A 25,110-nucleotide genomic window follows, 5' to 3' on the forward strand; every position below is an offset into this window, starting at 1 on the left:
GCGCAATAAGCTCTCCCACGGGCTTGGTGTCCCAGAGGGCGTACGTGCTGCCACGCCGGGTAAGAACACGGTACAACCTATCTTTTTACATCAACTACAAACATACAAGGGGCGGGGTGAGGGGGAAACCGCTTATCAGGTAACCGACAAAACGGTGTTACTACCCCATCAAATCATCAATACAGCTTCTGCGGTGGCCCGGCAAACGTCAGCGGCCCGACGCTCTTCATATCTACTTCCACTACCGACGGCCCCGGATAGTTGATCGCCTCTGCCAGCACACCGCTGAATTGCGCAGCATCGCTGACTTTCCAGGCTTTCAGCCCCATCGCTTCGGCCACCTGGCAGAATGCCGGGGTATGCAGGTCGTTATAGTACTGACGCCCGGCGAAATACTTGTCCTGAATGCCGCGCATCACGCCATAGCCGCCGTCGTTCATGATCAGCAACGTGATATTGGCCTGCTCCTGCGCCATGGTCGCCAGTTCGCCCAGCCCCAGCGCCAAGCCACCGTCCCCCACCAGCCCGACCACTTTGCGCTGCGGATTGGCAATCGCGGTGCCAATCGCCATCGGCAACCCCATGCCGATCGCCCCGGCCAAGGAGTGGATATTGCACAGCGGAGCGATCGCCCGGAACAGGCGGCTGCCCCATACGCTGCCAGAGACGGTGATATCGCGCACCAGCAGACCATCTGCGGGCAGTGCGGCGGCGATCGCATCGTTCAATTTGGCATACTCACCCGATTGCTGGCGTAACGCCGCTTCGGCCTGCTGCACCGCCTGAGCGATCTCAGCGTCCCATTCGGCATTCACCTTCTCACCCGGTGCCAAGCGCGCCGCCAGGGCGCTGAGCAGTGCGCCACAGTCACCATTGACCTGCTCATCCGCTACGTAGTTGCGGTTGGCCGCCGCCGGATCGATATCAATCTGCACCAGCGGGCGCGGCAACGGCAGCGTCCAGGTCCGGGTTTCGTTGCTGCGCAGGCGGGAACCGGCCACCAGCGTCAAATCGCACTGTTTGAGGATCGCCTCAACGCTCGGCGAATTGTGGAAGGCGCGCAGGCTGCGCGGGTGGCTGTCCGGCAGAATACCACGCCCGTGGGTGCTGGACATCACCACTACCCCCGCGTCCGCCAACTGTTTCACCGCCTCGCGGCAGGCCAGCGCGCCACCGCCAACCCACAGCAACGGGCGCTTGGCCTGTTTCACCTGCTGGTAAAGGCGTTCAACCGCCGCAGGGTAAGCCGCTGGCAACGCTGGCGGCTGTATCGCTTGACCAACCAGGTTAGCAGGCACCAGGCTGTTCTGAATATCAATCGGGATCTCCACCGCCACCGGGCCACAGGGCACGGTTTGCGCCTCTTTAATTGCCCGCTGGATCACCGCCACCGCCTGTTCGGGGGAGTTCACCCGGTAAGCCTGCTTCGAACAGGCGCGCAGGAAACCCAGTTGATCTTTGGTTTCGTGGATAAACCCGGCGTCGGCATCCAGGTAAGCCTTTTCCACCTGGCCAGTAATGTGCAGCAGTGGCGTATTAGCATTCAGCGCTTCGATCATCGCCCCCACTGCGTTACCCGCTCCGGCACCGGTGCTGGTCAGCGCCACGCCCAGGCCAGAGAAACGCCCGTGGGCGTCTGCCATCGTCACTGCGCCAGCCTCGCCGCGCGCGGGCACAAAGCGGATCGCCCCGCGCTGCCCAACGGCATCGGCAATCGGCAGATTATGAATCGAGATAATGCCGTACATCGCGGCCACCTCGTACTGCTCCAGAGTTCGGGCTATCGCCTCACCAACCGTTATTTTTTCGCTCATTATCTGCCTTCTTAATTATCTGATGTCGTAGGGACCGCAGCTCAATCGCTCCAGCGGTTAGCCTGATTGCTGAGAGCCAGATACAGGCTCTTCTGCTGCATATAGGCCTGAATGCCATGCAGGCCCTTTTCGCGCCCCAAGCCACTTTGTTTAAACCCGCCAAACGGCGTAGAAATCGAGAATGTCTTATAGGTGTTGATCCACACGGTGCCGGTTTCCAACTGCTCGGCCAGCGCCATGGCGCGGGTAAAGTCGCGCGTCCAGATCCCGGCCGCCAAGCCATAGACCGAGTCGTTGGCCTGCTCGATCAGTTGTTGCTCATCGTCAAACGGCAGTGCCACCAGCACCGGGCCGAAGATCTCTTTCTGGCAGGTACGCGCGCTGTTGCTCAACCCTTCAATAATGGTCGGCAGGTAATAACTGCCCTGCGCCAGTTGCGGATCGGCTGGCGCTTCGCCGCCGATCACCACCCGTCCCCCTTCCTGCTGGGCTAGCGCGACGTAGTCCGCCACGCTCTGCCGGTGTTTTTCGTTGATCAGCGGGCCCAGGTGCACCCCTGGTGTAAACGGGTTGCCGATACGCAGCCCGGCGGTCAGCTCACATAACCGCGCCAGCAGAGGTTGGTACAATGAACGGTGAACAAACAGCCGCGAACCGGCAATGCAGGCCTGCCCGGCAGAGCTGAAAATGCCATAGCAGATGCCGCGCGCCGCCTGTTCCAGATCGGCATCGTCCAGCACGATGGTAGGAGACTTGCCACCCAGTTCCAGCGAGGTCGGGATCAGTTTTTCTGCGGCAATATGCGCCAAGTGGCGGCCAGTACTGGTGCCACCGGTAAAGGAGATCTTTTTCACCAGCGGATGGCGTGCCAGCGCTTCACCAATCACCGAACCTTTGCCCGGCAGCACGCTGAGCAAGCCAGCGGGTAGACCGGCCTGTTCAAACAGCTCAGCCAGCTTCAGCGCCATCAGCGGCGTGGCTTCCGCCGGTTTGAGGATCACCGCGTTACCCGCCGCCAATGCGGGGGCCACTTTCTGCATTTCACTGGCGATCGGCGAGTTCCACGGCGTGATCGCCGCAATCACCCCCAGTGGCTGATATTGGCTCAGCGTCATCACGTCGCGGTTGCGCTGGGTCGGCAGTTCCCCTTCCAGCACTTCACAGGCCGCAGCAAAATAGCGGGCGGTAGCGGCGGCGCTCATCACTAAACCACGGGTTTCCGCCAGCGGTTTACCGTTGTCACGAGTTTGCAATTGCGCCAATTCCTCTACCTGAGCGGTGATCAAATCGCTGACGCGGTGTAAAATCGCCGCGCGCTGGTGTGGCACCAACCCGCGCCAGGCCGGATCGCGCCAGGCACGTTCAGCAGCCTCTACCGCTTCGTTAACGTCTTCAACGTTGGCCGCGTGCAAGCGGGCATTGATGCTGCCGTCAGCCGGAAAAACTGAACTCATCGCTTCGCCGCGCCCTTCACACCAGCGGCCAGCAAGAAAAATCTTTAACATTTCCATGCGTCGTTGCTCCTGCCATTCAGGCAATAAAACCGCCATCCACCAGACTGCGGCAAGCTTGTACCGCGCTCAGCGCTGCCAGCGTGGAGGTTTTCGGGTTACTCGCCAGCGGATTACCACACAGCTCAATCTGGAACTCGCCAAACTGGCCGCGCACCTGTAAACGATGGGTGTTACGCTGGGTATGAGGATCTACCTGCAAGCGCACTCGCGTGGCATCCATCCCCAGGCCGTGCAAGGCAATCGTAGCCGCCACGTTGGCATTAGCCGGGAACAGTTGCGCCGCCTCGCGCGCCGACCCCTCAAAGAACACCCGCGCTTCGCTGACGGCATTCAGATCAATCAGTTTTTCCGCCATGCTGCCACGCCAACTGGCGGGGCTTTTGCTGGACTGATAGGTGACGCTCTCTAACCCGCCCTCGCGCGCCGAAGCCAGCCCGTCCATACCTGCTATCGCGCCAGAAAGCACGATCAGCCGCCCGTCAAAGCGCACGCAGGCCTGTTGCAGCCGCAGTTGCAGCGCCGCATCCGCCAGCGCACCGGTAGAGATCACCGCCAGCCGCCAGCCGCGCTTGACGATCGCTTCGCCGAACTCGGCCACCGCCTGCTGGCTGGCGCACTCCAGCACCAAATCCGGCCGTTCGCGGCACTGCTCAGGGTGAGTCAGCGCCTGTACCCGCCCGGCAAAAGCCTGTTGGATCTCGACGTGATATTTTTCACGGGCGACAATCCAAGCGGCTTCGACACCTTCCGGCAGGCGCGCCAGCACCTCTTTTGCCATCGCGCCGTAGCCAATCATCATGATCTTTTTCATCTTTTCGGCCCTGATTACAGATGGCGGCTGAAGCCGCCGGAAACGTCCAGCGCTGCGCCAGTGGTGAAGGATGCCATCGGCGAAGCCAAGAACAGCAAGGCCCGCGCCGGTTCCTGCGGCTTACCCAAGCGCCCCAATGGGATGCCGCGCCGGGCGGCGATCGCCGCCGTCCATTGCTCCCAGCTTTGTGCTTTATCCTCACGCTCGGCAAAACGCCTCCGCCATTGGCCGGACTCCACCATGCCAAGCAGGATGGAATTAACGCGGATCCCCTTGCCCACCAGCTCTTTCGACAGCGTCAGCGTCATGTTAAGCAAGGCGGCGCGGGCAGCCGAGGTGGCGATCATGTGCTCCTCCGGCTGCAGCGCCAGCAGCGAGTTAACGCAGGTGATGGAGGCGATATCCGAACGTTCCAGCGCCGGTAAAAACGCCTGCACCGGGTTGATCACGCCAAACAGCTTCAGTTCCGCTTCATGCAGCCAGGCCTCGCGCGGGGTTTGGTCGAAATGGGCAACAAACCCCTGCCCGGCGTTGTTGATCAGCATATCCACCCCGCCAAAGCGGCTGTTGACCTGCTGAGCAAACTGCGCCACCTGCTCTGCATCAAGCACATCGCAACACAGCGCCAGGATCTCCGCCTGCGGGAACTCCTCGCGCAGGCTGGCTTCGGCGCTGGCCAGTTTGTCCGGGTTGCGGCCACAGAAGGCTACCTTTGCCCCTTCCGCCAGCAGCAGGCGCAGGGTTTCAAAACCGATGCCTGAAGAACCGCCGGTCACCACCGCTACCCGCTGTTCAATCTGAAAATTCATGGTTGGATTACCCCCGTAAAGTCCTGCACATAGCGGTTGAATTGCGCCGGTGCATCGAGATAGCTGGCATGCCCTGCATCGCTAATCAGGCGAAACTGGGCATCCTGCTGTTGCGCCAGCGCCTGAGCCCCCTGCGCTGGCGTGATGCGATCCTCTCGCCCACACCACACCTGCAGCGGGCCGCGGTAGTGGCGCAGATATTGGCTGATATCGTCATTCGCCAGCATCCAGGCAGCACTGAGAAAACCCGCCGGATTAAGCTGCTGCATACCGCTGCGCACCCAGGCGATATCCTGCGGATCGGCGCTGTCACGCAGCAGCGCCGCGGCACGCTGTTCGCCGTAACCCTGCGGCCCCAGCGTTTCGATCATCTGCTTGCGCTGGCCATACACCTGTTGGCGTTTTTCTGCTGGTGCGCTGGCATACCCCTGCGCCGGATCGGCCAATACCAATCCGCTCAATCCGCTGGGATAAGCCGCCGCATAGGCACTGCCGATCAGGGCACCAAGCGAATGCCCGACAATCAGCGGCTGCTCTAACTCCAGCTCAGCAATCAGCGCCGCCAGCGCGTTGGCATAGGCGGCAGCCTTGAGCTCAGCCTGAGGCAACGCCGCGCTGCCGCCATAGCCCGGCGCATCCCAGGCAATCAGGCGATGGCCGTTGGTCAAGGCGCTATCGCTGAACTGCTTCACCCAGGACGCAGAACCGGAACTGATGCCATGCAGCAGTACCACAGCACGGCCCTGCCCGGCTTCGCGCCAACCCAGCCAGAAACCACTACAATCCTCCTGCTGGCGTTCCGGTAGTCTGCTCATCAGTAACGTTTCACCTTTGACAGTGGATGATCCGCCGGGTAGGTCGGGGTTTCCGGCTTGGAGGTGCCTAGCATCACGCACATCAGCGCCTCTTCTTCACCATGGTTAAACAGGCCACGATAAATTCCTGCAGGCACCGAAATCAGGTCGCGCTCTTTCAGTTTGGTTTCGTAATACTCTTCACCGTCCTGAATCATCAGCGTGATGCTGCCTTTGAGCATAAAAAACACTTCTTCTACGTCGTCATGCAGGTGCAGTGGCCCTTCGCATTTGGACGGCAACACCATGGTGGAGAAGGTAAAATGCTCCGCCGGTACGGTATTGGTGTCGCTGACCACGCCGGTGGCGCCAGTGCCGATATAGCGCATCTGCGCACGGCGGTATTTCGGATCGTAATCAGCCTGGAATTTCAGCGCATTCCAGTCATATTTACGGCCTTCAAAGCGGGCAATGCGTGATTCCACCCACTGCGCCATCGACAGATCCTGCGGCTTGATGCCAGTTTTATTCTCAACCTGGGACATGTTGTTTCTCCTTCGTTGTCAATATTTCTTCAGCAACGGCAGCAGAATGGTGCTGCCGACCAAGGCCACCACCACCAGGAACAGCAGGCCGTTATCCATGTTGCCGGTGGCGGCGATCAGCGCCCCCATCAGCACCGGCGCCAAGGCACCGGCAAAATTACCCAATCCGTTAAAAATACCGCCCGCGGTGGCGCTCACTCGGCTGCTGGTGGCCTTCGCCAACAGGGCGAAAATGTTCGGCGCACCGGCCCCCCACATAAAGGTGCTGAAAGACATCGCGGCGATCACGCTGTAAGTCCCTTGCAGATGTAGCACCACTCCCAGCCCAAGCCCGGCCCCGCACAGCGAGATAAAGCAGGCCAAGGCGCGGCGATCCAGTTTGTCTGAAAGCCAGGCCCCCACCACTTCACCCAGCAGCATGGCGATAAACGGCAGTGATGACAGATAACCGGCATGCTCCAGATGGATCCCCTTGCCTTTGATCAGGTAGCTGGGCAGCCAGCCGTTCATGCCCCACAGGTAGGTCAGAAAGGCGATATTAAACAGGCAGATCATCCAGAAATGCGGAGCACGAAACAGCTCACGGCGCAGCTGTTTGCGTTCGGCCGCCGCCGGTTGCGCAACGGTGCTCTTTGTCGAGCGGGCGACGTTCAGGTGACGTAAACCAAACATCACCAGCAGCATCACCGGCAGCGTCAGAAAAGCCATAAAGAAGAAGGTGGTTTGCCAGTCAAAACGGCTGAGGATAAACAGCGTCACCGGGAACCCCAGCGCCGCGCCGATCGGCGTACCCAGCAGCCACATCATGGTGGCACGCGCCTGCAGCCGCTGTGGGAAAGCATGGCGGACAATGGCATAAGCTATTGCGATCAGCGGGCCTTCGGCGATGCCGAGCAAAATACGCAGGGTCATCATGGTATGATAAGAGCGTGCCAACCCCATCAGCACCATCAGTACGCCCCACACCACCATCATGCCAATCAGCACGTTGACCGGATTCAGCCGATCGCCAATGCCACTCAACAGCATGGAAGAGAAGCCGTACGAAAACAGAAAAGCACTCATCAAGAGCCCCAGCCGGGTGGGATCAAAACCGATGCCCATCGCCTCCTGGAATGCACTGTCGGAAAACAGCGCTGCGATGCTGATCTTGTCGAAAAACGCCAACAAAACGCAGGCAAACAGGGCTATCGGCACCGACCAACGCACGCTGGTGGGCTGATTTTCGGCAACAGCGTTCCCCGCCCGAGTGCTTTGGGCGTCCAAATCTTGCGTAGTCATAAAACGCTCCCTTGGGTCGGGCGTTATTTCAACGCCATCAGAGAAAACTCCACATCCGCCAACTGCTGCGGATCCAATACGCGGCCACTGGCCAGCCAGCGTTTGCCCAGTTTGATGGTGCGCGCATCGTTAAACGCCACCATCTGCACCAGTTGCCGATCGGCATTCAGAGTGAAAAATACCTGCACCTGCGGCGTGCGGCGCACCACCTGCTGCACGCCACCGGCCGGGACGCCGAGGATCTGGATATTGGCGTCGTATTGATCCGACCACAGCCAGGCGACGTCATCGTAAGGCGCAGCAAAGGCATCCAACATGGCGCAGGCGGTGCTGATGGCCTGATTCTGCGCGTAAGCCCAGGATTGCAGGCACAGCCCAAGCTTGGGGTGGCGCGCGACGTCACCGGCGGCGAAAATCGCCGGATGGCTGGTGCGCCCCTGCCCATCCACGACAATGCCCGCCTCAACCTGCAGCCCGGCGCTGTGCGCCAGTTCCAGATTCAGCTCAACACCAATACCCACCACCACCAGATCAAACGGCTGCGTTTCACTGATGTCGCTGCCGATCCAGGGCGTACCCTGACGATCTTCAAGCCGGATATCGCCGCAGCCGCAAAGCACGCTGACGCCGTGCTGCTGATGCAGTTCCAGCAACGCCTGCGAAACATCGGCCCCGACGCTGCGCATGCACAGCGCAGGCTGGCGCTCAAACACCGTGACGTCGGCACCCAGTTTGCGCGCCGATGCGGCGATCTCCAGGCCAATCCAACCGCCGCCGACAATCGCCAGCTTCTTGCACTGCTGCAGCCCTTGGCGCAGCCGCGCGGCATCGTCCCAGGAACGCAGCGTCATCACCTGCGGGTGAGTAGCCCAACGGGCATCTGGCAAGCGTGGCCGCCCGCCGGTGGCGATCAGCAGTTGATCAAACTTCAGTTGCTCGCCGTTGCTAAGCGTGACGATCTGCTGCTGGCCGTCGATCGCCTCGGCGCGCAGCGGGCGGTGCCAGTCAATATTCAGCCCGGCAACCACTTCTGCGCTAAACAGGCGGCTGAGCGGCGCATCGCCATCCAACAATGCCGCTTTCGACAGCGGCGGGCGTTCGTAAAAGTCATAGGGCTCATCGCTCACCACCGTCAGCTTGCCGCCGTAGCCGCGATCGCGCAGCGTCTTGGCTGCCCAACCTCCGGCCTGGCCACCGCCGATGATGACGATGCCCGCATGGATCGGTTGGCTCATGCTGCCCCCGTTTTCTTGTGCTGGCGGCGCGTGTCGTGATCGATCCCCCCTTCCACCGCCCATTCGGTAAACGACACCAGCGAATGCTCCAGCTCACGCGGCTGCCAGTTTTCCGTCAGGTAATCGTCATTGGTGTAGTACTCGAACGCCCCGCCAGTGGGGCTGTTGACGTACCAGAAATAGGCTGAGGAGATCGGATGGCGACCGGGGCCGATAAAGGTGCTCCAGTTTTCTTTGTTCATCGCGATCCCGCCGCCGATCACTTCGTGAATATCACGCACGGTAAAGGCCACATGGTTCAGGCCACGCGGGCGGTTAGGCAGCTTGAGCAGGAACAGGTTGTGATGCCCGCCGCGCACCTGAGTACGCAGGAACACCGCGCGATCGATATAGCGATCCGACACCTGAAAACCGAGCTGCTCGCAGTAAAATTTTTCGGTGGCGGCCAGATCCTCAACAAAGAACACCACATGGCCGATATTGACCGGCTCAGCCTTGGCGTACACCGGGCTGGGTTGATCGATGCGGCGCACGTCGCCCCATTGGTTGATCGGGGTCACTGGCAGTTCAACCTCACGCAGGGCGGTGACGCCAAAACGCAGCGTCATGCCGTTTGGATCGCAGCACTCCAGCTCTTCCCCCACCTGGCGGAAACCCGGCATTTTTTCCAAGCGGGGTTGTAACGCCGCCAACGCCGCCGGGCTGTCGACCCCCCAGGTCATGCGGCGCAGGGTGGAACCGGCCTCAAATGCTGCCGGTAAAACCTCACTATTTTTTGGATGCAACACCACGCTGGCACCGCTCAAGGTGGTGAATTCACGGCGTGGTTCTCCCCAGTGTTGGAGCATCGGTTGCAAGCCAAAGTCCTGCATGAATTTTTCACACGTTGGCAGATCTTCAACGCCAAATTCCAGCTTTTCGATTCCGGTTATGCTCATTATTGTGCCTCACGTTCTCGCTGAATGCGTTTTTCAGGCATGATCGAACCCCGACCCATCATTGCTATGAGTCTTATCCCTGCCTGAGTCAAAAATTCTGTCTGGCTGGCGGAAATGCCTAGCCCACTTTCGCCTGCGGCGTGGCGCCTAAAAACCCGGAGATCTTCTCTGCCGCGTCTCGTACTTCCATACGCAAGCGCTCGCGATCCGCTTTTGGGATCTCTTCGGACGGCACCATGATGCTCACCACCGCCTCCACTCGCTGTTCGTGGTTGAAGATCGGATAGACGATCGAAGAGATACCCAGGCGGAAGAAGGATTCGCCGATCACATAGCCGCGCGCCTTATCCTGCTGCACCATCTGCCATAACGCCTCACGGTTAGCCGGTGCTCCAGGTGCCGCATCCGGCAATGTTTCATGCGGGAACAACCGCTCAAACTCTTCGCGGCTGGTGCTGGTCAGCAACATGCGGCCAAGAGAAGTGCGGTGCACCGGCAAACGGGTGCCGACGCTGACCTGATTGATCTGCGAACCGGCGGCGCTGACGCGGGCGATGTAGATCACATCATGCCCGTCACGGATCGCCAGATGGCTGCTGCACTGGCTGCGATCGCGCAGTTGTTCGATCACCGGCTGGCCCACCTGCGCCACATCCAGCGAGGCGATATATTCAAAGCCTAGCCGCAGCACCTTGATCCCCAACCCGAAGGTGTTCGTACGCGGGTTACGCTCCAGAAAACCCAGATGCTCCAAGGTTTGCACCACGCGGTAGGCAGTCGCCTTCGGCATGTCAACCAGGCGATGTAATTCTGCAAAGGTCATTTCCTTGTGCTGCTCACTGAATGCCAGCAACAGCTGCAGGCCGCGATCCAGACCTGGGATCAGATATTTACACTCTTGGTCTTCTGCCATGTGGTGCTCCTTGGTATCGATCGAGCAATCAGTTAAACACGAAACCACCGTTGACCGGCAGTAGCTGCCCCGTCACGAAGTTCGCCAGCGGCGACAGCAGGTACAGCACGCTGCCGGTGACGTCGTCGGGATGCTGCGCCCCCGCCAACGCCCGCCCTTGTTCATACAACTGGTGGCGCTCGGCTGGCACATATTCGGTGGCTTCGACGCGCGTCAGGCCCGGCGCAATGGCGTTGACGCAGATGCCCTGCGGCCCCAGTTCGCGCGCCATGGAACGGGTCATCGAGATGATCGCCCCTTTGCTCGCCACATAGGCCATCAGCCGTGGTGCGCCCCACAGGGCGGTATCCGAAGCAATATTGACGATCTTGGCGTGTGGGGTTTGTGCCAGCAGCGGCACCGCCGCCTGGCTCACCAACCAGGTTCCGCGCACGTTGACCTGCATCACTTTGTCCCACAGGTCGATGTCGTATTCCATCATGGTTTTGCCACCGACCCCGGTCGCCAACGCCGCGTTGTTCACCAGGCCGTCGATCGCCCCGCCGCGAGCAACGTTGCGGAACGCCTCGGTGATCGACTGCGGCGACGCCAGATCGATCACCTGTGTTTCTACTTGCGCCCCCTGCTCACGCAGGCTGGCTGCGCTATCCTGCAGCTCTTGCGCCAGAATATCGCACATCACCACGCTGGCCCCCGCCTGGGCGATCGCCGCCGCAAAGCTGCGCCCCAGGCCGCGTGCCGCACCGGTCACCACAATGCGTTTCCCCACCAGCAAGCCATTCACTGTGCTGCCTCCAACTCACTGAGCATTGCCAGCTGTTTCTGCGCTTCTTTCTGCATCATGCGGCGCAGACGAGAAAGGCCCACGTCATGCTGATAGAGGTATTCCTGCCCGCGCGCGTTCGGTGCCATGTTTTCCAGCACGATGCGATCCTGCTCCAGTACGTCCCAGTGCAGCTGTTCCAAACGGTTGCGATACATAAAGCGCCACATGTCGCGCTGCCAGTCTTTCACCTGGCGAATACGCCAGAAGAACACGCGGCAATGATCTTTATCTTCCGGCACCACCATGCCGATGATCCAGAAGTGACCGCCCGGCCCAAAGCGTTTTTTATACGGGATCGACAGACGCATCCAATAAGCACCGCTGCTGCCAAATTCAACCCAGTCGAAGTTCACACCGATCTGGCCGTTCTTTTTGAAGATGAAACCGCTGTCGGTAGCTTCCAGCGCCATATCGGCCTTGCGATCCCCTTCCGCCATCGAGTGCGATGAAGAGTGCAGATAGGTGCCATGCATCGGATCCATCACGTTTTCCAGCGCATACTGATAGTTACAGTCCCAACTGGCGGTACACAGGAAGTTGCTGTAGCTGGCTTCGTCCGCCAGTTCTTTCGGGAAGGTCAGTTCAGCAGGTTCTTCATCGGCAGTAATGCCGAAATAGAGGAATACGGCACCGTAGGCTTCTTTAGCCGGGTACGAACGCAGGCATTTTTGCCCTACCAGCGGGCAGCGATCCACCGCCGGAACGTCCTTTACCTCACCATCACCGCCCACTTCCACGCCGTGATACCAGCAGGCAATGCGATCGCCCAGGTTCCAGCCCATAGAAAGGCGCGCACCGCGATGCGGGCAGCGGTCTTCCAGCGCATGGATCGCCCCGTCTTTATCGCGCCATAGCACGATCTGTTGTTCAAGGCGGGTGATCCCTACCGGGTTGTTACCCACTTCCCAACTGGCCAACACCGGGTACCACATGCCGCGCAATCCCTGGTCAAGATAGTTCTGCAATGTTTGTGCAGAGGAGGCTGTATTTGCTGTCATGCTCTTCTCCCTGTGCGGCTCAGAAACCGTTAACGTGAAGGAATTCGCGGAATGTGGCTTCATTCCAAGCCTGGCCGCTGCGATCAAACAGGCGGCGCTGATTCAAGGCACTGATGACCTGATCCAGTTCTTCTGCACCCTGTTCAAAGATTTCTTCCAATGCCGCTACCAGCGCAGTTTCAAACCCGTCCGGCACCCGCGCACGGGTTTGCCAGATAACGTTCCGGTATTGACCTGGTTGATGGATCTGGCCATTGCCGCCCTCGCGCGCCGGGATCACCTGTTGAGTGTCCGGCAACCAAGGATTGATGTCGGTAATGTGCTGCATGCTTATTCCTCCGCAATAAAGGTGATTTGGATTTGGTTATCCACCACCCGGGTGGGATAGATTTGCAGATCGCGGCCACCCGGTTCGCGCAGGCACTGACCAGTGCGCACATCGAACACGGCTTCGTGCAACGGGCACTCCACCTTGCCGTCATCAACAAATCCCTGGCTGAGCAAGGCATAGGCGTGTGGGCAGACGTCTTCCAGCGCGTAATATTGACCATCTACCAAATAAACGCCGACCTCTTTCCCTTCCACATTGGCGGAGAAAGGAAAATCCTCTTTCACCTGAGACACTTCACACACGTTCTTCCAGCTCATTGCTTCTTGTCTCCTATCTGATTGTTTCATATATGAAACTCAGTTTCTTATTTAATACGCTCAATATAGGTCTGGTGAATTTCTCGTCAAGTCAGCAGGAGGACAAATGTTAATAAATGGTTGTTTAAAAGTTGCAAATGCGGAGCAGATCACGAAAGCATGTACTGGCATGAAAAATGAGCAGTGAGAAATGTATATTCAATTCAGAGCAAATTTATAAGCTCCATGGACTTTATAGGCAGCCGAGGGCACTGCTGCGCAAGAGACTTGGAAGCTCCGCGTTGATCCCGCATCAAGAGGCTATCAGTATGACGTTTAATGCAAAAAACCTGGATATCTTCAAAAAGTATGCCGCAGAAAGCCAGGCTCTTCGCCAGCACATTCATCAGCACCCCGAATTGGGTTATAAGGAGCAGCAAACCGCCGATCTGGTGGCAGAAAAACTGGCGGCCTGGGGGTATCAGGTCACGCGCGGGCTGGGTGTCACCGGCGTCGTCGGCACGTTGAAAAAGGGCGACAGCCAGCGTGCGATCGGGATCCGCGCCGACATGGACGCACTGCCGATTGTCGAAAATACCGGGTTACCTTATAGCAGCGTGCACCACGGCATTATGCACGCCTGCGGACATGATGGTCACACCGCCATGTTACTCGGTGCCGCACATTATCTGGCCGATCATCCCTCCTTCAATGGCACGTTAAACCTCATTTTCCAGCCCGCCGAGGAAGGTCTGGCAGGTGCGCAAAAGATGATGGACGATGGGCTATTTGAACAATTCCCCTGCGATGCCATTTTTGCCATGCATAACATGCCAGGGTTCCCTGAAGGGCAGTTTGTCTTCGGCGAAGGGGCATTTATGGCCTCCAGCGATAATGTCACCATCAGGATCCATGGCAAAGGGGGCCATGGCGCAATGCCAAAGGGAACCGTTGATGCCGTGGTAGTGGGTTCCAGCATCGTTATGGCATTACAGACCATCGTTTCACGTAATTTGGGCGCACAAGAACCGGGGGTTATTACGGTCGGTTCATTTCAAAGCGGCATTGCCAATAATGTGATCGCCGATTCGGCGGTATTAAAACTCAGCGTGCGTGCCTTGGATCCCACAATAAGGGATGTGCTGGAAGAGCGGATAACAACGCTGGTCAAGGCTCAGGCGGCGGCTTTTGGCGCCACCGTCAGCATTGATTACGTTCGTTCCTATCCGGTATTAGTCAATAACCCTGAAATGACGCAGTTTGCCAAACAGGTGGCACTGAATATGCTGGGCGAACAGCATAGCGATCAGGTTATTGACATCCCCGAGCCATTAATGGGCAGCGAAGATTTTGCCTTTATGCTGCAACAGCGGCCAGGCAGTTATTTATTATTGGGCAACGGTGCAGGCGAAAATAGCTGCATGGTGCACAACCCTGGATACGATTTTAACGATGGGATTATTACGCGGGGTATCGCTTATTGGAGCGCTTTGACACAGGCATTTCTCAAATAAAGCCGTCTTGATTAAAGGACATAAATGAAAGGACACACGATGGACAGCGCCAAGAAAAAGATTTCCCCGGCAAAAGCAATTCTGGCCACCACATTAGGCAACGGACTGGAGTTTTTTGATCTGGTGCTGTATGCCTTTTTTGCCACTTACATCGCCAAAGCCTATTTCCCGGCGACAGATCCGTTAGTCAGTATGATGACCTCGTTTATGATCTTTGGTATGGGCTACCTTGCCAGGCCGATCGGGGCGCTGGTAATAGGCCACTATGCGGATAAAAAAGGGCGTAAACCGGCCATGGCGCTCACCTTCTTACTGATGGGCCTCAGTACCATGGTGATTGGTATCACGCCCTCTTATCAGAGTATTGGCGTTGCCGCCCCGATCATCATTACGCTGGCCAGGTTGGTGCAGGGCTTTTCTGCTGGCGGTGAATTAGGCGCATCAACCACGTTACTGGTGGAGTATGCCAAACCCCATAATCGGGGATTCTATGGCGGCTGGCAGGTGTCCAGCCAGGGTGCCGGTAACCTGTTTGCCGCCATGACGCTGGTGATCCTGGTTAACGTGATGCCCGCTGAAAGCGTACAGGATTGGGGTTGGCGTATTCCCTTTCTGCTTGGGGTTGTTATTGCCCCTATCGGTTTATATATCCGTTCCAAATTGGAGGAAACCGCGACTCACACCTTGCAGGCTACGCCAGAGAAAGCCGCTAAAATCCCGTTAATTGAAGTGATCACCACCTATTATAAAGAGACCTTGTCCGGCATTTTATTAACCATAGGGGGAACCATCCCTCATATGATTATTATGTTTTATCTGCCCAACTATGCGATCAGTATTTTAAAGCTGGATACCGGTTATAGCATGCTGATCGGTGCCATCGGCGGATTAATCACTCTGATAGGCGGCCCGCTGGCGGGAATGTGGTCCGATAAGATCGGCAGACGCCCGCTGATTGCCGGTTCCAGGATCGCTATTACCCTGTTAATTTACCCGGCCTTTTATCTGCTGAGCAGCTACCCCAGCGTGCATCTGATGTTTGCCATCATGATCGTGTTGAGTACGATCAATATTATTGGTGCCTCCCCTTCGATCACTATTTTGCCGGAAATATATCCGCGCCATGTCAGAACTACCGGGCTCTCTTTGGTTTACAGTATCGCGGTGGGTGTTTTCGGCGGTTTTTCGCTCTCGATTGCCACTTATCTGATCAAAGTCACCGGTAATGCGGCAGCGCCAGCGTTCTATGTGATTGCCGGTTGCAGCCTATCGCTGCTGGCCTTTATCTTTATCAAAGAAACCAGTAAAGAGCGGTTAAATTAATACGGCGCGGATTGCAACGGGCAGCCCCTTCGCCCATTGCAATCCGCGCCATAATTCAGATCAGCGCCCTTTCTTTTTACGCCCTGGCTGGGTAAAGCGTTTGCGAGCCGCCGAATTGTTGCTGGGCTTATCGCTGTTTTTCGCCCCATTGCCCAGCGGTTTTTTCACCGCAGGCTTGGCTTTCTTCGCCGGTTTAGCCTCTGAAGAAGAGTCTTCGATCAATTTAAACAAATCGATTAACTCATCGTCGGTTAAATCACGCCATTCCCCCAACGGGAGCCCTGCCAGGCTCACGTTCATGATGCGCGTGCGTTCCAGCTTGGTCACCTCATAGCCAAAATGCTCACACATGCGGCGGATCTGGCGGTTAAGCCCCTGCACCAGTACGATACGAAACACAAACGGCGCTTCTTTCTTCACCTTGCACTTTTTGGTCATCGTACCCAGCATCGGTACACCGGCACCCAAACCACGAATAAAGTCGTCGGTCACCGGTTTGTTCACCGTGACAAGATACTCTTTCTCATGGTCATTGCCCGCCCGCAGGATCTTGTTCACCAGATCGCCGTGGTTGGTGAGGAAAATCAGCCCTTGAGAATCTTTATCCAGCCGCCCGATGGGGAAAATGCGCGTGCTGTGGTTGACGAAATCGACAATATTGTTTTTTTCGCCATCTTCCGTGGTGCTGACAATGCCGACCGGTTTGTTGAGCGCAATAAAGATCAGGTCGTCTTCGTTACGCGGTTCGATGACCTGACCGTTAACCTTGACGACGTCGCCAGCAAACACCCGATCGCCCAGCCCAACGCGTTTACCATTGATAAAAACCTGGCCTTGTTCGATATAACGATCAGCCTCACGGCGCGAGCAGATACCGCTCTCGCTGATATATTTATTAAGGCGTGTAGAGGGTTTAGTCAGCACAATTTCTCCATTTTATCTTCACGGCAAACCACTGCCGATGCCATAGCACCGGGTGTTATCCCTGCTTTTTAGCCGCCTGCAGATACAGCATTTCCAGGCCCAAGGTCGCAGCAGCCAGCGCAGTGATCTCTGACTGATCGTAGGCAGGTGCCACTTCTACCACGTCCATACCGACGATATTCAGCGACTGCATGCCGCGTACCAGCTTCAACGCACGATCGGAGGTCAGGCCGCCGATCACTGGGGTGCCAGTGCCTGGCGCAAAGGCCGGATCCAGACAGTCGATATCGAAGGTCAGGTATACCGGCATATCGCCGACGATCTGCTTGATCTGAGTGAGCAGGTCGTCCACGCCGCGATCGTTGACCTGCGCCGCATCCAGCACGGTGAAACCGTTGTCACGGTCAAACTCGGTACGGATCCCGATCTGCACCGAATGATGCGGATCGATCAGGCCTTCATTCGGTGCGTGGAAGAACATGGTGCCGTGGTCAAACTTGCTGCCGTTAGCATAGGTGTCGGTATGCGCATCAAAATGCACCAGCGCCATCTTGCCGAAATGCTTGGCATGCGCGCGCAGCAGCGGCAACGTGACGAAGTGGTCACCGCCGAACGAGAGCATACGCTTACCGGCTTGCAGCAGTTTTTCTGCGTGCGCCTGCAATTTGTCGCTCATGTCCTGTGCATCGCCAAAATTGAACACAATATCACCACAATCGACGACGTTCAGGCGATCGCGCAGCTCAAAACCCCACGGCCAACGTGCGCCTTCCCAGGCCAGATTGGTGGATACCTGGCGGATTGCCGCCGGGCCATGACGCCCACCGGCACGGCCTGAGGTGGCCATATCGAATGGAATACCGGTGATGACCCACTCTGCGTCGCTGCTGTAAGGCATAAAGTTCAGCGGCAAGCGTAGGAAACCAAAGGCGTTGGACACTAAAGAGTTATCGTACTGATGGCCTAAGGTGTTCATAGTAAATCCTCATATTTCAACGGTTCGCCCGTCATCAATCGTTCAGGCGGTAACAAAAAAAAATCCCTCCCGCGTCGTTAGCCCGACGAGAAAGGGATTGATTCGATGTCTGTTTCAGCGGGCGGATTATCGCCGCATTTCGCTTGCGCTTCAAGATACTCGTCGTCACCAAGTATAGAGGAAACGCCCCTGGATTCAGTTAACCAGCACCGGATCCGCACGATATTGTTGTGGGAAGAGTTGTTGCAGCTGTTTTACCTTCGGTAAATCGTTGATCACAATATAGGGATAATCAGGATTATCGTTTAAAAAATTCTGATGGTAAGCCTCGGCCGGATAAAAGTGCCCATTGCTTTCAATACGGGTCACCAAAGGTTTGGCAAAGCGTTTGCTGGCATCCAACTGCGCAATATAGGCCTCTGCCACCTGCTGCTGCGACTCTGTCAGTGGGAAAATAGCGGAACGATACTGTGTGCCGCTGTCCGGCCCCTGGCGATTGAGCTCAGTCGGATTATGAGCCACTGAGAAATAGATCTGCAGCAGTTGACCATAAGATACCTGTGTAGGATCAAAGGTGACCTGCACCGATTCCGCATGCCCGGTATTGCCGCCGCTGACGGCATCGTAATTGGCAGTTTGCGCCGTACCACCGGCATAACCCGACACGGCGTTGGTCACGCCTTTAACGTGCTGGAAAACGCCCTGCACGCCCCAGAAGCAACCACCGGCAAAGATCGCGGTTTCACTGTGTGACGTGGATGGTGCTTCATCCTTGAGCGGTGCGGGAATCACCACTGCCGTTTCAACATTACCAAACGCGCCCGCCAGGCTCTGAAAACCCAGCATCATCGCCAGCAGCAACGCTCCCCATCCCCCGTAAGAACGCAGCAATACAACGAATCTGCTTCTACTTTTCATCTGATTTCTCGCTTATGTGAGTGGCTATGCCGATTGCGGCGTAAAGTTCATCGCCAAACCGTTCATGCAGTAACGTAACCCGGTCGGTGGCGGCCCATCGTCAAACACATGCCCCAGGTGGCCACCGCAGCGCCGACAATGGACTTCGTCGCGAATCATGCCAAATGAGGCGTCTTTACGCGTCGCCACGGCCTGTGCCAGCGGTTGATAAAAACTCGGCCAGCCGGTGCGGCTGTCAAATTTGGTCTGGGAGGAGAAAAGCGGCAGATTACAGCCTGCGCAAGAGAATACCCCGTTGCGGTGTTCGTCGTTGAGTGGGCTGCTGTAAGGCGGCTCAGTGCCCTCCTCACGCAAAACCTCATACTGCGCCGGGCTCAGCCGCTGATGCCACTGCTCATCGCTATAGCTGATTTCAAACTGCTCCTTACTGGCAGCCCGTGAGAAAAACGTGGGTAGCACCCCCACCGCGAAAGCGGCAGATAGCGCGCCACCACCCAAAATAAAATGCCGTCTGTTGATCATCATCGTTACCTCTGTGAATAACCGATGATGACAACTTACGCGGAAAACCTAGACCAAATCCTCACGGAGAGTTCACTAATTTGTGATAACTTGCGCGCGATTGTGGGCGGTATACCTGAGTGACTTCAGGATGCAGCTTTTAAAGCTTTCATGCTTCAAGTTACTTAGTTGTTGGCTATGTTCCAAAGGGTTCCAGTGATTCCCGCCTGCAAGCGAATCGAATTATTTGGCATATAGGGGTCTTCTTCATGTTACAAAAATAGCCACATGCCCGTAGCAAAGATAAACATTAATATTATTCTCCCCCGTAGGATTACGGAGATATTATAATAAATAACATGCCTAAATAATGGCAGAGAGCTTTATCACCCATTTTTACATAACTGATCTTCAGTTCATAAAATAGGCATAATACATTTATTTATAACATTTTTTCCTTAGAGTATGCCGTCGTGCCTCATTTGACGCCTTACCAGCGTATCAGTATCCAGCTTGATGTCGAAAGCTTGGGTAACAATGTTGCTCTGGCGAGCACTGATTAAGTGGGTAGCCCAGGGGGTAAAATATCCCCTTTGGTGCGGTGGTTTCCCTCATCTTCTTATAATTAGGTTGCGCAGGGCGCGCGCACGCATTGCAACAGCCTGAAAAAAGCGCAGCAATGCTGAGCACCTACGTGAAAAACACAAAAAAGCCCGCAACAAAAAGTCACGGGCCTGATAGCACCAGAAGCTTAATTACTGACCAAACATGTCCTTAATCCAGCCTGCAACGCCGTTGGCATCTTTCTGTTCGCCTGACGGTTGCTGTTGCTGTTGTTCAGCCGCCTGGCCTGCCTGGCATAACCCCTGCGGGTTTTCAGTCCAGACCGGGATAGTGCGTGAGCTACCGCCGCCACAGACAAAGTTACCGGCAGTATCAATCCCCATCTGGCTGATCCCTTCCGGCTGTTGCAGCATCAGCGGCAATGGCGTCTGGTTTTCCAGATAGCGGCGATACAGGGTCAAAGCACCGTTAGCACCGGTCAGCTTGGCCGGGCCGTTGTTGTCGCGCCCAACCCAGGCAATCGCCACTTCTTTACCGTCGATCCCGGCAAACCAGCTATCACGCAGATCGTTGGTGGTACCGGTTTTCGCCGCCAGATTGTAGTTCGGGAATTTCACCGACAGCGAACGGGAGGTACCGCGCACCACGCCTTGCTGCATGGCATATAACGTAAGGTAGGCCGCCTGGGCTGGCACCATACGCTCCGCCTGCGGGAAGCTCTGATACAGCACCGAACCGTCTTCTGCAATCACCGAGCGCACCGCAGACAGCGGCGCACGGTTACCGCCGCTGGCGATGGTCTGATATTCCTGCGCGACTTCCATTGGCGTCAGGCCAATCGCCCCCAGCAGCATAGAAGGCACCGGGGTAATCGCCGTTTTCGGGATGCCCAAACGCTGCAAGGTGGCGCTGATCTGATCCAGCCCCACCGACATCCCCAGATTTACCGTAGGTATGTTGAGAGAGTTCGCCAACGCATCCACCAGCATCACCCGGCCACGGAACTGGCGATCGTAATTGTTCGGCTGCCACAGGCTGCCGTTCGGTAACTTGAGCGACAGCGGCTGATCCGCCAACCAGGTATTAAGACGGTATTTATCCGGTTCTGACAGCGCCGCCAAATACGTTGGCGGCTTGGCCAGCGAGCCAACCAGACGGCGTGCCTGCAGTGCGCGGTTAAAACCAGCAAACTGTGGATTAGCCCCGCCCACCATGGCACGCACTTCCCCGGTGAAGCGATCGACGATCACCATCGCAGCTTCAAGATCGTCGAGATGACGCGCAGCGCGCAAAGCTGGGATCCCCTCCTCGACCGCTTTCTCAGCGGCATCCTGCGAAACCGGATCCTGCGTGGTGAAAATCTTCACGCCGGAAAGATCGTTAACCTTATCGCCCAGTTTGTTCTGCAGTTCCTGACGCACCAGTTGCATAAACGCAGGCTGCGGTGAAATCACCCCACCCTTTGGCTGCACGCCCAGCGGGCGGGCACTCAGCATGTTATACAGCTCAGCATCGATCACCCCCTGGTTCTGCAACAGCTTCAGCACCACATTGCGGCGTTCCAAAGCCAACTGCGGGTTACGCCAAGGGTTATACAGCGATGCGCCTTTCACCATGCCCACCAGCAGCGCCTGCTGATCGAGACTCAGTTCATCCACCGGACGGCCAAAGTAATACAGGCTAGCCAGCGGGAAACCACGGATCTGATCGCTGCCGCTCTGGCCGAGATACACCTCGTTCAGGTACAGTTCCAGAATGCGGTCTTTGCTATAGCGATAATCCATCAACAGCGCCATATAGGCTTCGTTGAGCTTACGCGCCAGCGAACGCTCGTTGGTCAGGAACAGGTTCTTCACCAACTGCTGGGTCAGGGTACTGCCCCCTTGCACCGCGCGCCCGGCGGTCAGGTTGGCCAGCACCGCACGGCCAATAGAGTAAGGGCTGACACCATCATGCTCATAGAAACGGCGGTCTTCGGTCGCCAGCAGCGTATCCACCAGCAGATCCGGGAAGCCAGAGCGCGGCACGAACAGGCGCTGTTCACCGTTTGGCGACTGCAACATGGTGATCAAGCGGGGATCGAGACGGAAGAAACCAAAGCTGCGCTGGTTTTCCATATTCACGATTTTTGCCAGACCGTTATTCTGGAAATCCAGCCGCGCGTGGATCTGGCCCTCTTTGCCGTCTGGGAAATCAAACGGACGACGCAGCATCTCAATGCTGTTGCCCTGCACGGTGAATTCGCCTGGGCGCGTCATCCGGCTGACTTGGCGATATTGCATCCCTTCCAGCAGATTGATCATTTCCTTTTTACTGTAAGGCATGCCGGGTTCCAGGTTGACCATGCGGCCATACACCGCCGCCGGTAACTGCCAGACTTTACCGTCGATACGGCTGCGGATCTGGGAATCCAGATAGATGCCGTAGATCGCCAGCAGCACGGCGACCACCAGGAACAGTTTGATCAGCAGGCCAAGCCAGCGGCGTTTCTTGCGTGGAGGACTCGCTTTTACCTTACGCGGCATGCGTTCTTCCTCGTCATCGTATTCATCATCGTCATACTCATCCTGATACTCGTCGTCTTCGTAATCATCATAATCGTCATCACGACGACGGCGCGCCGGTTTACGCGGCACGTTACGTTTTGGTTGTTTCCCTTTGCGCCCGATAGGCTCGCGGTCATCCCCAGCCATTGCTGTCGTTCTCCACGCTTACGGCACTGGTAGCCGATATTTTGTCGCTTAATCTGTTCTTGCACTTCGAGGCTGAACAGAAGAAACATCTGAATTATTTTACTGATATTTTTTGGTGCGCCTGGTGGGCGCAGTATTGGCCGGATCGTCCGGCCAGACGTGTTTCGGGTAGCGCCCCTTCATCTCTTTTTGCACTTCCCGATAAGCCCCTTGCCAAAAAGCCGCCAGATCGCCGGTGATCTGCAACGGCCGGTGCGCGGGTGAGAGTAACTCAAGCACCACCGCGATGCGACCTTCGGCCAGCATCGGGCTGCGCTGTTCACCAAACATCTCCTGTAAACGCACGGCCAGAACCGGGGGCCTGTCGGCATCATAACGGATCGGCAGGCGGCTACCGGTCGGCACAGTGTAATGAGTGGGTAAGGCATTATCCAGCCGCTGTTTCTGCTGCCAGTTCAGTAAGCGGCCTAGTGCTTCGGCGATGTTGACCTGCTTTAGCCCACGCAGATCGCGCACGCCGTTCAGCGAGGGCAGCAGCCAGGTTTCCAGGCTTTCCAGCAACGCTGCATCATCCACCGGCGGCCATGCGGCTTCCGGCAACCAACGCTGTGCACATTGCAGACGCAGGCGTAATTGTTCCGCGGCAGTATCCCAGTTAAGCACCGCTATGCCCTGCCCTCGCACCCAGCCGATCAGCGCCTGTTGCAGCTCCTCATCGGCCGGTTTGGCCAAAGGCTGAGCACGCAGCGTCAAACGGCCAATCTGCTGGCGCTTCCAGGCACGCAAGGAGCCTTTTTCTTCATCCCACTCTACCGCCGTCTGGCTGCTGACCAAGGCGGGCAATTGGGCCACCAGCGCGTCAACCTCCACCGGTAACGCCAGCAGGATCCGGGCATCCGGGCTGTTATGGCCTTGTAACAAACTGGGGATAATCAGCCAAGGGGCCCGCGACAGCGCTTCGTCCTGATTCATTGCCGCCCCCATCCCGTTGGCCAGCAGATAGCGGCCATCCTGCCCGCGCCGCTGGGCAATGCGATCGGCAAATCCCTGTGCTAACAGCGGGGCCGCCAGATCGGCATCAACCTGCCCCGCTTTTTGTGGTAAGCGCTTACTAAGTTGGGTAGCACGGCGCTGCCAGTGCGGCTGCGGACGGCTCAGCCAGTAACCGATGTCCATCTGCCCACTCCGCGGTGGTTCCTCCAGCAGCGCTGCCAGCAGTGCCGCCGTGGCCAAACCGTCGCCCCCCAATGCCGCACCGGCGCACAGCATCGCCGCCAAACGTGGCTCACAGCCAAGCCCGGCCATCTGGCGGCCTTGGGTGGTGAGTTTTTCAGCGTCGTCAATAGCGCCCAAAGATTGCAGCAAACGGCGGGCGGCGGCCAGCGCTACGGCAGGTGGCCGATCGAGCCAGGTGAGTTGCCCGGCATCCACGCAGCCCCACTGCAACAGTTCAAGCCAAAAACTGGCGAGATCGCTTTGCAGTATCTCCGGCTCGGCGTGTTCCGCCGCACGTTCCGCCTGCTCTTTGGCAAACAAATGCCAGCAGATACCGGGCTCCAGGCGCCCGGCACGCCCGGCGCGCTGGATCATCGAGGCCTGGCTGATGCGCTGCGTTACCAGCCGGGTCAGGCCGTTACGCACGTCGTAGCGCGCTACCCGTTCCAAACCGCTGTCCACCACCAGCCGGATACCTTCGATCGTCAGGCTGGTTTCAGCAATGTTGGTGGCCAACACCACTTTACGCCGCCCGCTGGCTGCGGGTTGGATCGCTTTTTGCTGCTGTGCCAGCGGCAGCGCACCGTACAGCGGGCAGAGATCGGTATCAGCCGCCACTTCGCCGGTCAGGCGCTCCAGCACGCGGTTGATCTCCACCACGCCGGGCAGGAACAGCAGCAACGAGCCGGGCTGTTCGGCCAACAGGCGTTTCACCGCGGTGGCAACCCCCTCTTCCAGCCGCTGATGGCTGGCCAGCGGCTGATATTGTCGCTCAACCGGGTAGCTGCGCCCTTCTGATACCACGACCGGAGCCTCTGGCAGCAGCTGTGACAGGCGCACGTTATCCAGCGTTGCCGACATGATCAGCAATTTCAGATCGTCACGCAGCCCCTGCTGCACATCGAGCAGCAACGCCAGAGCCAGATCGGCTTGCAGGCTGCGCTCATGGAATTCATCGAGAATGATCAGCGAAACGCCCTGCAGTTCGGCGTCCTGCTGCAACATACGGGTGAGAATGCCCTCGGTCACCACTTCCAGCCGAGTATGCGGCCCGCTTTTGCTTTCGGCACGCATGCGGTAGCCCACGGTCTGGCCGGGTTCTTCGCCAAGCTGCTGCGCCAGGCGGTAAGCAACGTTCTTGGCCGCCAGCCGCCGTGGTTCCAGCATAATGATGCGCCCCGGCAGCCCGGCTTTGGCCAGGATCTGTAACGGCAACCAGGTCGATTTACCTGCGCCGGTCGGGGCATGCAGTAATACCTGTGGGGCGGATTGTAATGCAGCGAGCAACTCATCAAGAACCGCGCTGACGGGCAGTGAAGACACAAAACTCTCCATGGGGTAGTTAATAGGCAGCGCACATTGTAGCATTACGCAAAG

22 protein-coding genes are annotated in these 25,110 nt (G+C 57.6%); 2 read left to right on the plus strand and 20 right to left on the minus strand.

What is annotated here, in order from left to right; genetic code table 11:
* Positions 1-176: 176 nt before the first annotated feature.
* The 14 genes from WG891_RS06600 to WG891_RS06665 all read right to left on the minus strand — a co-directional run bounded on the left by WG891_RS06600 (position 177) and on the right by WG891_RS06665 (position 13,126).
* Complete coding sequence (locus tag WG891_RS06600) at positions 177-1,814, minus strand: thiamine pyrophosphate-binding protein (RefSeq protein WP_337262154.1); 1,638 nt, start codon at positions 1,812-1,814, stop codon at positions 177-179.
* Positions 1,815-1,855: 41 nt separating this feature from the next.
* Complete coding sequence (locus WG891_RS06605) at positions 1,856-3,325, minus strand: aldehyde dehydrogenase (RefSeq protein ID WP_337262155.1); 1,470 nt, start codon at positions 3,323-3,325, stop codon at positions 1,856-1,858.
* Between the two features lie 19 nt (positions 3,326-3,344).
* Positions 3,345-4,139 carry an aspartate dehydrogenase gene (locus WG891_RS06610; RefSeq protein ID WP_337262156.1) on the minus strand — a complete coding sequence of 265 codons (795 nt, stop codon included), beginning with the start codon at positions 4,137-4,139 and terminating at the stop codon, positions 3,345-3,347.
* Between the two features lie 14 nt (positions 4,140-4,153).
* Entirely contained in the window at positions 4,154-4,948 is a 795-nt protein-coding gene (locus tag WG891_RS06615) for an SDR family oxidoreductase (RefSeq protein ID WP_337262157.1), read from the minus strand.
* A complete protein-coding gene (locus WG891_RS06620) occupies positions 4,945-5,763 on the minus strand; it encodes an alpha/beta fold hydrolase (protein WP_337262158.1) in 819 nt (272 codons plus the stop codon). Before WG891_RS06620 ends, WG891_RS06615 begins: the two co-directional genes overlap by 4 nt.
* A complete protein-coding gene (locus WG891_RS06625; protein ID WP_156293104.1) occupies positions 5,763-6,287 on the minus strand; it encodes a cupin domain-containing protein in 525 nt (174 codons plus the stop codon). Before WG891_RS06625 ends, WG891_RS06620 begins: the two co-directional genes overlap by 1 nt.
* An 18-nt stretch (positions 6,288-6,305) precedes the next feature.
* Complete coding sequence (locus WG891_RS06630) at positions 6,306-7,568, minus strand: MFS transporter (RefSeq protein WP_337262159.1); 1,263 nt, start codon at positions 7,566-7,568, stop codon at positions 6,306-6,308.
* A 23-nt stretch (positions 7,569-7,591) separates the two neighbouring features.
* On the minus strand, positions 7,592-8,803 hold the full coding sequence (locus WG891_RS06635; RefSeq protein WP_337262160.1) for an NAD(P)/FAD-dependent oxidoreductase: 1,212 nt from the start codon (positions 8,801-8,803) through the stop codon (positions 7,592-7,594).
* A complete protein-coding gene (locus WG891_RS06640) occupies positions 8,800-9,741 on the minus strand; it encodes a VOC family protein (protein WP_337262161.1) in 942 nt (313 codons plus the stop codon). Before WG891_RS06640 ends, WG891_RS06635 begins: the two co-directional genes overlap by 4 nt.
* A 118-nt stretch (positions 9,742-9,859) precedes the next feature.
* On the minus strand, positions 9,860-10,654 hold the full coding sequence (locus WG891_RS06645; protein ID WP_076943352.1) for an IclR family transcriptional regulator: 795 nt from the start codon (positions 10,652-10,654) through the stop codon (positions 9,860-9,862).
* Between the two features lie 28 nt (positions 10,655-10,682).
* A complete protein-coding gene (locus WG891_RS06650) occupies positions 10,683-11,438 on the minus strand; it encodes an SDR family oxidoreductase (RefSeq protein WP_076943353.1) in 756 nt (251 codons plus the stop codon).
* Entirely contained in the window at positions 11,435-12,478 is a 1,044-nt protein-coding gene (locus tag WG891_RS06655; RefSeq protein WP_337262162.1) for an aromatic ring-hydroxylating dioxygenase subunit alpha, read from the minus strand. Before WG891_RS06655 ends, WG891_RS06650 begins: the two co-directional genes overlap by 4 nt.
* 19 nt (positions 12,479-12,497) lie before the next feature.
* Complete coding sequence (locus WG891_RS06660; protein WP_076943355.1) at positions 12,498-12,806, minus strand: recombinase-like helix-turn-helix domain-containing protein; 309 nt, start codon at positions 12,804-12,806, stop codon at positions 12,498-12,500.
* A gap of 2 nt (positions 12,807-12,808) precedes the next feature.
* Positions 12,809-13,126, minus strand: a complete 318-nt coding sequence (locus tag WG891_RS06665; RefSeq protein ID WP_076943356.1) for a non-heme iron oxygenase ferredoxin subunit — start codon at positions 13,124-13,126, stop codon at positions 12,809-12,811.
* 308 nt (positions 13,127-13,434) lie between these two features.
* On the opposite strand from WG891_RS06665, the gene WG891_RS06670 reads away from it, so the two are divergent.
* A complete protein-coding gene (locus tag WG891_RS06670; protein ID WP_337262163.1) occupies positions 13,435-14,619 on the plus strand; it encodes a M20 aminoacylase family protein in 1,185 nt (394 codons plus the stop codon).
* Positions 14,620-14,643: 24 nt separating this feature from the next.
* Entirely contained in the window at positions 14,644-15,942 is a 1,299-nt protein-coding gene (locus WG891_RS06675; RefSeq protein ID WP_337262164.1) for an MFS transporter, read from the plus strand.
* A 60-nt stretch (positions 15,943-16,002) separates the two neighbouring features.
* Here the strand turns inward: WG891_RS06675 and rluF are convergent, their stop codons facing one another.
* The 6 genes from rluF to hrpB form a co-directional block, all read right to left on the minus strand.
* Complete coding sequence (gene rluF, locus WG891_RS06680; RefSeq protein ID WP_337262165.1) at positions 16,003-16,866, minus strand: 23S rRNA pseudouridine(2604) synthase RluF; 864 nt, start codon at positions 16,864-16,866, stop codon at positions 16,003-16,005.
* 55 nt (positions 16,867-16,921) lie between these two features.
* Positions 16,922-17,842 (minus strand): agmatinase, encoded by a 921-nt coding sequence (speB, locus tag WG891_RS06685; RefSeq protein WP_076943359.1) that lies wholly within the window; start codon positions 17,840-17,842, stop codon positions 16,922-16,924.
* A 195-nt stretch (positions 17,843-18,037) separates the two neighbouring features.
* The gene (msrA, locus tag WG891_RS06690; protein ID WP_337262166.1) at positions 18,038-18,760 is read right to left on the minus strand and encodes a peptide-methionine (S)-S-oxide reductase MsrA; all 723 of its coding nucleotides are present in this window, start codon (positions 18,758-18,760) and stop codon (positions 18,038-18,040) included.
* Positions 18,761-18,784: 24 nt separating this feature from the next.
* Complete coding sequence (gene msrB / locus WG891_RS06695; protein ID WP_241680004.1) at positions 18,785-19,285, minus strand: peptide-methionine (R)-S-oxide reductase MsrB; 501 nt, start codon at positions 19,283-19,285, stop codon at positions 18,785-18,787.
* Between the two features lie 731 nt (positions 19,286-20,016).
* Positions 20,017-22,518 (minus strand): bifunctional glycosyl transferase/transpeptidase, encoded by a 2,502-nt coding sequence (gene mrcB / locus WG891_RS06700; protein WP_337262167.1) that lies wholly within the window; start codon positions 22,516-22,518, stop codon positions 20,017-20,019.
* Positions 22,519-22,617: 99 nt separating this feature from the next.
* Positions 22,618-25,068, minus strand: a complete 2,451-nt coding sequence (hrpB, locus tag WG891_RS06705; protein WP_337262168.1) for an ATP-dependent helicase HrpB — start codon at positions 25,066-25,068, stop codon at positions 22,618-22,620.
* Positions 25,069-25,110: the final 42 nt, after the last annotated feature.

The organism is Serratia sp. MMO-28, assembly GCF_037199905.1.
GTDB classification, from domain to species: domain Bacteria; phylum Pseudomonadota; class Gammaproteobacteria; order Enterobacterales; family Enterobacteriaceae; genus Chania; species Chania oryzae.